This is a genomic window from Haematospirillum sp. H1815 (assembly GCF_012102705.1).
GTDB lineage: Bacteria > Pseudomonadota > Alphaproteobacteria > Rhodospirillales > Rhodospirillaceae > Haematospirillum.
Genome location: NZ_JAAVTA010000006.1, coordinates 129793 through 142131 on the forward strand (window position 1 = coordinate 129793; position 12339 = coordinate 142131).

General features: G+C 60.2%; 11 protein-coding genes. 8 read left to right on the forward strand and 3 right to left on the reverse strand.

Annotated features, from left to right (window positions below):
- Nucleotides 1-4 precede the first annotated feature (4 nt).
- From HEQ60_RS06805 to panC, 6 genes are all read left to right on the forward strand, one after another.
- Nucleotides 5-517 (forward strand): FixH family protein, encoded by a 513-nt coding sequence (locus HEQ60_RS06805; RefSeq protein ID WP_168070855.1) that lies wholly within the window; start codon nucleotides 5-7, stop codon nucleotides 515-517.
- Between the two features lie 33 nt (nucleotides 518-550).
- On the forward strand, nucleotides 551-2965 hold the full coding sequence (locus HEQ60_RS06810) for a heavy metal translocating P-type ATPase metal-binding domain-containing protein (RefSeq protein WP_168070857.1): 2415 nt from the start codon (nucleotides 551-553) through the stop codon (nucleotides 2963-2965).
- Between the two features lie 24 nt (nucleotides 2966-2989).
- Nucleotides 2990-3193, forward strand: coding sequence for a cbb3-type cytochrome oxidase assembly protein CcoS (ccoS, locus tag HEQ60_RS06815; protein WP_168070859.1), 204 nt, complete (start codon nucleotides 2990-2992; stop codon nucleotides 3191-3193).
- The gene (locus HEQ60_RS06820; RefSeq protein WP_168070861.1) at nucleotides 3193-3930 is read left to right on the forward strand and encodes a helix-turn-helix domain-containing protein; all 738 of its coding nucleotides are present in this window, start codon (nucleotides 3193-3195) and stop codon (nucleotides 3928-3930) included. Before ccoS ends, HEQ60_RS06820 begins: the two co-directional genes overlap by 1 nt.
- 140 nt (nucleotides 3931-4070) lie before the next feature.
- Nucleotides 4071-4925: a 3-methyl-2-oxobutanoate hydroxymethyltransferase gene (gene panB / locus HEQ60_RS06825; protein WP_168070863.1), complete on the forward strand. Its 855-nt coding sequence runs from the start codon at nucleotides 4071-4073 to the stop codon at nucleotides 4923-4925.
- Between the two features lie 2 nt (nucleotides 4926-4927).
- Nucleotides 4928-5800 carry a pantoate--beta-alanine ligase gene (gene panC / locus HEQ60_RS06830; RefSeq protein WP_416046638.1) on the forward strand — a complete coding sequence of 291 codons (873 nt, stop codon included), beginning with the start codon at nucleotides 4928-4930 and terminating at the stop codon, nucleotides 5798-5800.
- A gap of 7 nt (nucleotides 5801-5807) precedes the next feature.
- On the opposite strand, the gene HEQ60_RS06835 is transcribed toward panC, so the two are convergent.
- The 3 genes from HEQ60_RS06835 to HEQ60_RS06845 all read right to left on the reverse strand — a co-directional run bounded on the left by HEQ60_RS06835 (nucleotide 5808) and on the right by HEQ60_RS06845 (nucleotide 10116).
- Nucleotides 5808-7814, reverse strand: a complete 2007-nt coding sequence (locus HEQ60_RS06835) for a methyl-accepting chemotaxis protein (protein ID WP_168070867.1) — start codon at nucleotides 7812-7814, stop codon at nucleotides 5808-5810.
- Nucleotides 7815-7927: 113 nt separating this feature from the next.
- Nucleotides 7928-9289: a glutamate--cysteine ligase gene (locus tag HEQ60_RS06840; protein WP_168070890.1), complete on the reverse strand. Its 1362-nt coding sequence runs from the start codon at nucleotides 9287-9289 to the stop codon at nucleotides 7928-7930.
- Between the two features lie 65 nt (nucleotides 9290-9354).
- The gene (locus HEQ60_RS06845) at nucleotides 9355-10116 is read right to left on the reverse strand and encodes a 16S rRNA (uracil(1498)-N(3))-methyltransferase (protein ID WP_168070869.1); all 762 of its coding nucleotides are present in this window, start codon (nucleotides 10114-10116) and stop codon (nucleotides 9355-9357) included.
- 121 nt (nucleotides 10117-10237) lie between these two features.
- On the opposite strand from HEQ60_RS06845, the gene ubiA reads away from it, so the two are divergent.
- Both ubiA and HEQ60_RS06855 read left to right on the forward strand, forming a co-directional pair.
- Nucleotides 10238-11188 carry a 4-hydroxybenzoate octaprenyltransferase gene (gene ubiA, locus HEQ60_RS06850; RefSeq protein WP_168070871.1) on the forward strand — a complete coding sequence of 317 codons (951 nt, stop codon included), beginning with the start codon at nucleotides 10238-10240 and terminating at the stop codon, nucleotides 11186-11188.
- A gap of 301 nt (nucleotides 11189-11489) precedes the next feature.
- On the forward strand, nucleotides 11490-12339 hold an 850-nt coding region (locus tag HEQ60_RS06855), incomplete at its 3' end, for a cache domain-containing protein (protein ID WP_209315451.1).

The window sequence follows — 12339 nt, forward strand, 5'->3', positions numbered from 1 at the left end:
AAGTGTGCCATCCGTTCAGCAGAACCGACCCCGGGGTTGGTGGTATCCGTGGATTTTTGTCGGTGGCTTTGGTCTGGTCTTTGTGGTGAATGCCATTCTGCTGACCTTGGCTACCGTGACCTTCAACGGGTTCGAAACCCGGGAACCGTCCAACCGTCGCAACGGCTATAATGACAAGATTGCCGCCAGTGCCGAGCAGGCGCGTCTTGGCTGGAATGGAAGCCTGTCCCTGCAGCCCCTGTCTACAGGATCTGCCGATGGAGGGCGCACGGCCCGTGTCACGATGACGTTTACCGGTGCAGAGGGGCATCCCCTGGATGGTCTGGATGTTGCGGTCCTTGTGTGGCGCCCGACCCAGGAAGGGCTTGACCGTCATGTGGAGCTGCCGCCGGCCGGGCCTGGCACCTATGCCCGCGATATCGCGTTTCCCCTTCCGGGCCTGTGGGAGCTGCGGGTCAGCGCCGGGCGCGGTGATTCTGTCCAGTGGCGCACGATAGAGCGTATTGATCTGAGATAAACCTGTTTGTCTGCTTCCGGAACGGATGTTGCCATGCCTGAAAGTACCCTGCTTCTGTCTACCGGGACCGGGACCGGGGACTGTGGTGCGGCGGCCTGTCGGCATTGTGGCCAGCCGATTCCGGATGTGGCACAGGGGAGAACCGCGTTTTGCTGCGCCGGCTGTGAGGCTGCCTTTGCACTGCTGTCCGGTCTGGGGCTTGAAGCCTATTACAGGCGCCGCCAGATTGACCCTGATCTTCGTCCCCTGCGCCCGGACCAGGATGCGCCTGGCCTTCCCGACTGTACGCCATGGGTTGGCACAACACCCGAGGGTCTGTGTGTTCTGCACCTGATGGTCGAGGGCATACACTGCGCGGCCTGTGTCTGGCTGATCGAAGCGGTCTTGACGCGTCAGCCCGGTGTGGTGTCGGCCCGTGTCAACATGACAACCCGCCGTTTGACCCTTCTCTGGAAAGGGGCGGCTGCGGATGCGCCGGTTCTTCTGGATCCTGTCTGTCAGGTCGGGTACCGCCTGTTGCCCTATGATCCCCGGCGGGTCGAGGCGGAATACAGCACCGCCGAGCGCGAGCTTCTGCGCGGTATTGCTATTTCCGGCTTTGCCAGTGCCAATATCATGTTGTTCTCGGTATCGGTGTGGGCCGGCGTGGATATGGGGGTCTGGACCCGTGACCTGTTCCACTGGCTTTCAGCCCTGTTTGCCTTTCCGGCAGTTGTCTGGTGTATCCGGCCGTTTCTGCGTTCGGCCCTGTCAGCCCTGCGGTACGGGCGCACCAACATGGACGTACCGATTACGATCGGGGTGTTGCTGGCAACTGGCGTCAGCCTGTGGGAAACAGCACACAGCCGGCCCCATGCCTATTTTGACGCGGCTGTAACCCTGTTGTTTTTCCTGCTTGTCGGACGCTACCTGGACAGCCGTGCCCGTGGGCGGGCCCGCTCTGCCGCCGGTCAGCTTGTCATGCTGGGAAACCGCCCGGTAACGGTGGAACACGCGGATGGCCGGCGAAGCTTGGTTTTGCCTGAAGCCGTGCGACCGGGATCAACGGTGCTTGTGGCTGCGGGAGAGCGGATCGGGGTTGATGGCCTTGTCCTGTCCGGGCAGTCGGAATTGGAAACCAGCCTGTTGTCCGGGGAAACCATGCCCTGTGCGGTTGGCCCCGGTGAACAGGTTTTTGCCGGAACCCTGAACCTGACTGCTCCGCTGCGGTTACAGGCCGTGGCGGTCGGGGAAGGAACCCTGCTGGCTGAAATTTCACGGCTGATGGATGTGGCAGAGCAGGGGCGCGCGCGCTATGTAGTGTTGGCGGACCGGGTGGCCCGTTTTTATGCCCCGGTTGTGCATCTGGCTGCACTCCTGACTTTTATCGGCTGGATGAGCCTGTCTGACCAACCGTGGCAGGACAGTTTGATGACTGCGGCGTCGGTGTTGATCATCACCTGTCCCTGTGCGTTGGCCCTGGCGGTTCCGGTGGTGCAGGTGATTGCCTCGGGGCGCTTGTTACGGCGTGGTATCCTGCTGAAATCCCCGACTGCCCTGGAACGCGCCGTGGATGTGGATACCGTGGTCTTCGACAAGACCGGAACCCTGACCTGTGGCCAGCCTGTCCTTGAGCCTGAAAACCTGAAAGACCGGCAGGCTGACGGAACCCTGGATATTGCTGCGTCCCTGGCTGGCGCCAGCCGTCATCCATTGGCCCGGGCCCTTGTGCGCCACTGCATGCGGCCCCTTGTGGACGGGGTGGAAGAAATCCCCGGTTCCGGGTTGCGCCGGCTGACCGCCGAGGGTGAGATCCGCATGGGCAGTGCTGTATTCTGTCATGCGTCTGCCAATCGTTCCCCCCATGGTGGACCTGAACTCTGGCTATCATGTCCGGGGTCTGACCCGGTGCCCTTTCTGTTCACGGATGCGGTGCGTCCCGATGCGGTGGCCGTTGTTGCTGCCCTGCAGGAACAGGGAATGGCGATCGAGCTGTTGTCCGGCGACCGTGCGGAAGCGGTTGCCGTGGTTGCCGGGTCTCTGGGGATAACCCAATGGCAGTCCGGTTGCAGCCCGGCGGCCAAGGTTGCCCGCCTGCAGGAGCTGGCGGCCATGGGACGGCGCGTGATGATGGTCGGGGATGGCCTGAACGATGCTCCGGCATTGGCTGCAGCGGATGTGTCGTTGTCTCCGTCTTCGGCTGCTGATATCAGCCAGAATGCGGCGGATGTTGTCTTCCAAGGGGAACGGCTGGAGCCGGTGGTCGAGGTTTTGCGTGTTGCGCGTTTTGCTGATACCTTGGTACGTCAGAATTTCATGCTTGCATTTGCCTACAATGTGGTAACTATCCCGCTGGCCGTTGCCGGGTATGTGACACCCTTGGTTGCTGCCGTTGCCATGAGCTCGTCTTCGGTTGTGGTTATCGCCAATGCCCTTCGTCTGTCCCATTGGCCAGGAAAGGGAGGGTAGCGGTCCACAGGAAGGACAGGACCGATGAATTCCCTTTTGCTGTTGATCCCCGCTGCCCTGTTTCTTGGTTTGCTTGGGCTGGGTGCATTCCTGTGGTCGATGCGTTCCGGTCAGTTCGATGATCTGGATGGGGCTGCAAGCCGTATTCTTTTCGATGACGATGAGGCTGCGGATGCTCCTGAGCCACAGCGTGACCGGCCTGGCTCCAGTGGTTCGGAGTCCGTGTGATGTCTGTTTCTGCCCTTGTTTCTGCCTTTATGCCTGCTGGTTCGCGGATGGACTGTGCCTGTTGTGACCTGGATGAGCGTGCTTTTTGTGCCGGTCTGGCACAGACATCATCGGCTTTGCGGGCAATCCGGCACGATATGCGAATGGAGTCCCAAGCCACAGTCTTCCGTGAAGGCGACCCAACTGACCATATTTTCACGCTGGTCAGCGGGGCGGTCAAGTTGTCCAAGCTGATGATCGACGGGCGACGGCAGATCGTTGGCTTTCTTTTTCCCGGTGACTTTTTCGGTTTTGGTCACAATGGGCTGTACGGATATACGGCGGAAACCCTGTCCCCCGTGACCTTATGCCGTTTTTCCCTTCTGTCACTGGACACAGTCGTTGCCGGCTCGCGTGAGTTGGAGCGGCGCCTTCTGAATCGCATGATTGCGGAATTGTCTTTCGCCCAGGAGCAAATGCTGTTGTTGGGGCGCATGAGTGCCCGCGAGAAGGTGAGCCACTTTCTGCTGATGCTGTCCCGGCGCGCAACGCAGAGGGGAGATGTAGCGTCGCCGTTGTCTGTCCCCATGAGCCGTCTGGATATTGCTGATTATCTGGGGCTGACCATCGAAACCGTCAGCCGGACCCTGACCGGGCTGAAGAAAGAGGGATTGATCGCTATCAATGGCAACACACAGGTTGACCTCCTGGACATGCAAGCCCTAGAGCAAATCGCCGCTGGCGGGTGTTTGTGCTGATTGTGGTCCTTATGACAGCGGTTATCGGGGGGTTTTCGCTTTTCTCTTCCTCCCTGAGCCGCTAGAACGGGCTTGTATCCCGGGCCGGGCACTCTGTTTTGTTCCGGCCCGTTTTGTTTGCCCCTGTGATGGAGCCAAGGATGAGCGTCCAGGCTGATACCAAGCGTTTGACCCCCCACGCTGTCATGGTCCGCAAGGGAGGAACTCCCTTGGTGTGCCTGACAGCCTATACGGCTCCGATGGCCCGGTACCTGGACCCCCATGTCGATGTTTTGTTGGTCGGCGATTCTGTGGGCATGGTCCTGTATGGCATGGAAACCACCTTGCCGGTCTCGCTTGATATCATGATTGCCCATGGCCGCGCTGTTGCTGGTGCGGCACGCCGTGCCTGCGTGGTTGTGGACCTGCCCTTTGGAACCTATCAGGAAAGCCCTGAGCAGGCTTTCCGGACTGCGGCGCGGGTTCTGGCCGAGACCGGCGCGGCTGCTGTCAAGTTGGAGGGCGGGACCGAAATGGCACCGACTATCCGTTTCCTGGTTCAACGGGGCGTTCCGGTAATGGGGCACGTCGGGCTGACGCCGCAGTCTTGCAACATGCTGGGCGGCTTTCGCGCCCGGGGGCGTACCGGGGAAGAGGCTCGGCAGATCCAGGATGATGCCCTTGCTGTTGCCGAAGCCGGGGCGTTTTCTGTGGTGCTGGAGGCTGCGGTGGAGCCTCTGGCACGGACTATTGCGGGCCAGGTTCCGGTTCCTGTGATTGGCATCGGGGCTTCGGTGGCCTGTGATGGCCAGATCTTGGTCACCGAAGACATGCTGGGGCTTTTTGATACATTCACGCCGCGTTTTGTCCGGCGTTATGCCGAGCTTGGGACCCTGCTGTCCGATGCTGTTGCCGGGTATGCCGCCGATGTTCGGGCGCGTGTCTTCCCGGGGCCGGAACATTGCTTTGCCGTTGCCGGGAAAGCACACGATCATGATAGCAGTGGGCAGGAATGATAATGGACGGGACTGTTCAAGCCATGGTGAACATTGTGCATACCGTTGCCGACCTGCGTGCACAGGTGGCCAACTGGCGGGCTGACGGGTTACGGGTGGGGCTGGTCCCGACCATGGGTGCCCTGCATGCCGGCCACATGGAACTGGTTCGGCTGGCCCGGCGCAAGGCGGACCGGGTGGTTGTTTCGATCTTTGTCAATCCAACCCAGTTCGCCCCGGGAGAGGATTTGACCCGTTATCCCCGCCAGCCCGAGCAGGATTGTGCGCGGGTTGCCGATGCTGGTGGGCATGTTGTGTACATGCCTTCTGTTGATGACATGTACCGCCCGGGTGCCTCCACTTTTGTCGAGGTGTCGGGCGTGTCTTCCGGCCTGTGTGGCGACCGGCGGCCGGGGCATTTTCGCGGCGTGGCAACAGTGGTGACCAAGCTGCTGTTGCAGTGTCTGCCCGATGTCGCCGTGTTCGGAGAGAAGGATTTCCAGCAGCTGCAGGTTATCCGGCGCATGGTGACGGATCTGGACATCCCGGTCACGATCGAAGCCGCACCGCTGGTGCGGGATGTTGATGGTCTGGCTCTGTCTTCACGCAATGCCTATCTTGGCCCGGCTGAACGCCAAACAGCGCCCCGCCTTTATGAGGTCCTGTGTGAGGCAGCCCGGTCTATCCGTGAAGGTGCCGATCCGGTACAGGCCTGTGAGGTTGCGGCAGGTCAGTTGGAGCAGGCGGGCTTTGGCCCGCTTGATTACCTGGATGTGCGTGATGAACGCACCTTGCAGCCTCCGGATGGGGAGTCCGGTCCGTTCCTGCGCCTGTTTGCTGCTGTCTTTCTGGGGAAAACGCGCCTGATTGATACGGTGCGTGTGTGGAATACCTGATCTGCTGTCAGGCTCCGCCGGTATTATCGCTGCGTACCGATGACAGGAAGGCGGTAACCGTGCCCGACAGGGCGCGCATGTGCTCCACAAGCTCCGTGCAGTCCTGAAGAACGCGGTTGGCCGCTTCACCGGTACTGCTGGTCGCGTCGGTTACTGCCGTGATGGTGTTGCGTACTGTGGCTGTGCTGTGGGATGCCTGCTGGGTGTTGCGGGCAATTTCGTGGGTTGCGGCCCCTTGTTCTTCGATCGCTGCCGAGATAGCCGATGCGATTTCGCTCATCCGGCGGATAACGTCCGATATCGCCTGTATGGCTTTTGCGGCATCCCGGGTGGCCCCCTGGACCGAGCGGATCTGCTGGCCAATTTCGGCTGTGGCCCGTTCGGTCTGGTTGGCCAGTGTCTTGACCTCGTTGGCGACCACGGCAAACCCTTTGCCCATGTCCCCGGCCCGTGCGGCCTCGATGGTGGCATTCAGGGCCAGAAGGTTTGTTTTCTCTGATATGGCGCTGATCAGCCGCACAACCTCGCCAATGCGTTCGGTGCTGTCCAGCAGACTGACAACCTGTTCATTGGCATGCTGGGCTTGCTCTACCGCCTGCGATGCAATGGTGGTGGAACGGGCAACCTGCTGTCCGATTTCCCGGATGGATGTTGACAGCTCTTCGGCGGATGAAGCCACAATTTCCACATTGGTCGCTGTTTCCAGCGTTGTTTCACGTACAACCCCGGCCTGATGTGTGGCATCCCGTGCTGTGGCGGTCATTTCCTCCGCGGCCATATGCATGTTGCCGGCTGCATCCGAGATGGTTTGCACAACCGTTGCCACATTGCGTTCCAAGTCATCAGCCAAGGCCAGCATGGAGGCCCGGCGCCGGGCTTCGGCCTGCTGTGCGCTGGCGGCGCGTTCCTGGTTCAGCCGTTCCACTTCCCGGGCGTTGTCACGAAAGATCTGCACGGCAGAAGCCATGTCACCAATTTCATCATGCCGGTCGATGCCGGGAATCTCGATATCCTTGTTGCCTTCGGCCAGAAGGCGCATGGTTCGTGTCATGGCCTGAATGGGATTGGCGATGCTGCGCCCGATCATGAACGAGGCCCCGATTCCAACGACAAGGCTTGCCAGGGTAAGTCCGGTGACAAAGATACTGGCACCGTTCAGGCTGTTTGTGATCGAAGCTTGCGTATCCTCCTGGATACGTTTTTCTTCCTGCAGGGACAGCTCCTTGATCCGTTCGGTGGAGGAGGTGATGGCCTCCCCGATTGTGTGAAGCTGCTCTTCCAGAACCAGAAGCTCGCTGACCACGCCGGACAGCTCGTTCAGGCTGTCCTGGTATTGTTCATAGGGTTTATTCGCTGCGGTTCGTGCCTCGGGAATGGCGGCCATGACCTCCTCGATCACGAACAGCTGTTCCCATGCTGTTCCAAAGCGTTCCACATTGCGTGTCAGAAGATAGTCATCCACAGCCTGCCGGGCAAGAAGGACGTGTTCGGCCATGCGGCCGGCAAGTTCGACGGTTGTGGTATCTCCACGGCGGGCAGCGCGGGTGCGGACATCCCGTGCCTGTTGGAGAATTTGCTCGGACAGGGGGGTCAGTGTGCCGGCGATCAGTGTTACCCGCCGCAGCACCAGATCGAGGGCAGGTGTCAGAACGGCACGATAGGCTTGCAGTGTTGTCGCAAGCTCATCCACGGCACCGGCTGCGGGGGTTTTCTCGGCCTGTATCCACAGCTCGGCCACCTTCTGGTCCAGGACACTGTTCTGGGACAGGATTTCGGCCCGACCTTTCTCATCCGGATAGCGGGAGTAGGATGTGACCAGGTTGTCGAAGGCCATGATCTGGCGGTCCAGGGCCACAGCGGCCACCGCCTTGGTTGAGGCACCGGATATAATTGTAACGTGGCGCCCTACATCCTTGAACATCCACACTGACCCTGCGGCCACAACCACAAACAGGACCAGCACAACAGCAAACCCGACCATCAGTCGGGCATGGATCTTCAGGACGGCAGGCATTCCCACTCCCCCACGGCGACAGAACAGAGCCCCTCTCACCGGACATCATAGCCCGTTTGGCCGGGGCTGTCCGCTATCCGTGTCGTTCTGTGGCCAGTGTGTCGGAAATGCCATCAACAGCCGCTGTCTTCAAACATCCAGCCCACGCCTGCCCCGGGATTCCTGGCATAACGCTCCAGCAGGCGTTCGGCCGGTGTTTGTCCGCTTTCGGCAATGGCAAGCAGGGGATCCAGGAAACCTGTCTCATCCTGTCCCTTCTGGTTCATGCGATTCCGTCGCTTCAACCCATTGTGGGCGATATCCAGAACGATCCGCGCAATTTCTTGCAGGGACTGCCCACCAACCCTTGCCTTCAGAGCCTGGCGCGGGACATCGGCCAGAAGACGCCGCCGGTCCTCTGCGGTCCAGGGGCGTATCAGATCCAGGGCAGCAGTCAGGCTGTCGCTGTCATACAGCAGGCCGGTCCAGAATGCGGGCAGGGCGCACAGACGTTCCCACGGGCCAACATCCGCTCCACGCATTTCAATGTACTTTTTCAGGCGGACATCGGGGAAGGCTGTAGACATATGGTCTGCCCAGTCTGATTCTGTCGGATATTCTCCCGGCAGGGCCGGCAAGCGCCCGGCCATGAAGTCACGGAAGGATTGCCCCGACGCATCAATGTATTGGCCCTTGCGGTAGACAAAATACATAGGCACATCAAGCAGGTAATCAGCCCAGCGTTCAAAGCTGAAGCCGTCCTCGAACACCAGCTCCGGCATACCGCAGCGGTCGGGATCCGTATCGGTCCATACATGTGCCCTCCAGCTCAGGAAGCCGTTGGGTTTTCCCTCGGTGAACGGGCTGTTGGCCCACAGGGCAGTGGCCAAAGGCTGCAGGGCGGTGGCAACCCGCATCTTGGCCACCATGTCGGCTTCGGAACCATGGTCCAGGTTGACCTGGACGGTGCAGGTTCTCAGCATCATGTCCAGGCCCAGGGATCCCCGTTTGGGCATATAGGCCCGCATGATGCGGTACCGCCCCTTTGGCATCCAGTGAATGTCATCCCTGCGGGCTGTCGGGTGGAATCCAAGAGCCAGCAGGCCTGCCCCCAACTCCGAGCATACGGCCCGCATCTGTTGCCGGTGCGTGCCAATTTCCGCGCAGGTCTGGTGCAGGGTTTCCAGTTGGGCGCCCGACAGTTCCAGCTGTCCGCCCGGTTCCAGGGAAATGGAGGCCCCGTCTGCACGGGTCATAGCAATGACATGCTCTCCCTCCCTGACCGGTTTCCATTCAAACTGTTCCAGCCCTTTCAGAATATCGCGGATTCCGCCGTGTTCATCATAGGACAGCGGCGCATGGGTATCCCGTCGGAAGGCGTGCTTTTCATGCTCGGTTCCGATCTTCCATTCCTGTGCGGGGCGGCTTCCGCTTTCCAGATAGCGTACAAGATCATCCCGGCTCAACATGGGTGTAGGGGTGGCAGAATCAGACATAGGCATGAAAAACAGTCTCCGGAGTCCTGGAATGTAGCGGGCACTTTATCAGTGTAATCATGATATCAGTATGGTCGTATCAAGGGGTGGGACCAATCCCCGTTTATTGCTTGCCAGCAGGTCAGGCTTGCCATGGCCGCTGTTTCAGCTCGCAGGATGCGTGGGCCAAGGCTGACGGGGCGGACGAAGGGTGCCTGGTGCAGCAACTCTGTTTCCCGGGGGTCAAAGCCACCCTCGGGGCCGGTCAGAAAGGCCGCCGGCCCGGATGCCTCCCTTGCCAGGACTGTGGCAACAGGGTCCCCGCGTCCGGTTTCGTCGGCAACATACAGGGTCCGTGTGTGCTCCCATCCCGCCAGAAGAGGCTCCAGCCGTTCCGGCATACGCATGTCGGGAACGGTGCTGCGCTCGCATTGCTCGGCCGCTTCGATCGCGGTTGCCCGCAGACGCTCGACATTGACGCGCTGGCTGTTGGTGCGGCAGGTCAGGACGGGCCACAGGACCGATGCACCCAGCTCTGTTGCTTTCTGGACAATCATGTCCGTTCCGTCTTTCTTGACCGGTGCAAACAGCAGCCAGACGTCCGGGATACCGGTGTCCGGCTGTGGGCGCAGGCAGGACAGGGCGCGTAATTCCACGCGCTGACGATCAAGGTGCACAATATCGGCCAGCCAGTCTCCATCCTGCCCGTTGAACAGACACACCCTGTCCGCCGGGCGGGCCCTCAGGACCGACCCCAGATAACGGGCTTGTCCGGCATCAGCCAGGACAGGCGCATTCTCCGCCAGACGGGCAGAAACAAACAGGCGGCACAGCACACGTGCGGACATGGGATCTCCGGTTGGAACAGGCGGGACATATCATCCCGTGAAGGAAGACCATTCAGTGGCACGAACCGGGAAGATGCATCAAGCAATTGTTGTTCTGCTGTTTCATTGTTAAACAGGCACCATGAGCAATGCACGACATATGGCTGGCGATATGCCGGTCAACGGGTGGATAGACCGCGCGGTTCCGGTATCCCTGCGTCCGTTCCTGAAGCTGTTGCGGCTGGATCGTCCGGTTGGCAGCTGGCTCTTGCTGTTTCCCTGCTGGTGGTCCCTGGTTCTGGGGGCTGTCGCGGTGGATGTCCGCTTGCAGGACTGTATCCCTTCAGCGCTGCTGTTCTGGGTGGGGGCCGTTTTGATGCGTGGTGCAGGGTGTGCGATCAACGATGTTCTCGACCGCGACATTGATCGCCTGGTGGAGCGTACCCGCTCCCGTCCCTTGGCGTCCGGTGCTGTTTCCGTGCGGGCTGCGTTGATCCTGATCGGACTGGTCATGCTGGCCGGCCTGTTGATTCTTGTGTCCTTCAACACGGCCACGATTCTTCTGGGTCTGGCGTCGGTGCCTATGTTCCTGATCTACCCGTTGATGAAGCGCCTGACCATGTGGCCACAGGTATGGCTGGGCCTGACGTTCAGCTGGGGTGCGCTTCTCGGGTGGACTGCGGTGACCGGTGTCCCGGGGTGGTCCATGCTTGCCCTGTATGGTGGTGCCTTCTTCTGGGTTCTGGGGTATGACACAATCTATGCCCACCAGGACCGGGATGATGATCGTATGGTCGGAATCGGCTCCTCGGCGCTTGCGTTGGGGGAAAGGACAAAGCCGGCCGTTGCCGTGTTCTATGGTATGGCGCTGTTCCTTTTCACCCTTTCTGCCGCCCTTGCCGGGGTATCATGGCTGTTCTACCCTTGTCTTGTTCCGGCCCTGTGGCACGCGGCGCGTCAGGTTCATAAACTCGACATTGATGATCCGTCAGGTTGTCTGGCTGTGTTCCAGTCAAACCGGGAATTCGGATGGCTTGTTCTGGGGGCTTGTCTTGCCGGCCATCTGTCTATCACAATTCCGGGATCAGGCTGAGCCATACACCGGGTCTTGCCGTTGCGGACATACGGGAACCCCCTTTGCGGCCAATGGCCCGGCCCTGCAATCTTTTACGGCACAAACAGTAAGAACAGGTGGACACGACTATTCTCTCCTGTGTGTCCACGGGGCAGAGGCAGTGTTACGATCAGGGTCTGTGGTAGGGAATTGATACTATTCCGCCTTGTCCGGATCTGTGGTCTTCTTCCGGGGATGGCGTGGGCAAACTGGCTTTGCGGGCGTTTTTTGCTTCCCGCTCCCGTTCGTGCGGGTGTCATGTCAGGACAGGAGAACAGGAATGCAGGCCGATCAGGATATCAGACCCGACGAGGCGGGCGAGAAGGCCCCGGCTGCATCTGCTACCAAGAGCATGATGAGCAAGATCCTGTCGATTGCTATCGGCACGGTCATTGCGGTCTTTGTGGCGTATTCCCTGTACAGTGATTTCTATCAGCGCTCGGCAATTCGCAAGGGCATAGAATCCGATCTGCACCATATGGGTGATATTACTGCCGAGAATATCAGCAACTGGCTCACAGCGCGGCTGCTGTTGACCCGGTTGGCTGCAGATGGAATTGCCCGTACCGATGCCAGCCCTGCCGCCGTAAGCACCGAGCTGGGTCGGGAGACGCTGATGAAAAGTTTTCACGCTTCCTATCTGGGCGATATCAACGGCATTTTTACTCAGCAGCCCCCAGCCACCAGTCTTCCTGCTGGGTATGATCCGCGCAAGCGTCCCTGGTACAAACAGGCTGAAGCGGCAAAGGGGCCCGTGATTACGCCTCCCTACAAGTCGGCATCTACACCGGACCTGAATATTACCATCGCCGTTCCTATTTATCAGAATGGTGCCCTGGTCGGGGTTGTGGGGAGTGACTTCTTGGTCGGTAACCTTGCCCGCATGATCGGGGAAATTACCTTTGGCGGGATGGGGCGTGCGTTTCTGGTCGACAAGGCCGGCACCATCCTGATCCACCCCGATCCCGATGTGGTCACCAAGAAGATGGCTGACGTTTACCCAGCCCAGACGCCCACCATCACGCGGGAGGTGGTGACGGCTTCCGATGGTGGCCACACGGAGCTGATGACGTTTGTTCCGGTCAGTGACCTCCCCGGGGTGGAATGGTTCCTGGTGGTCAGCGTGGACG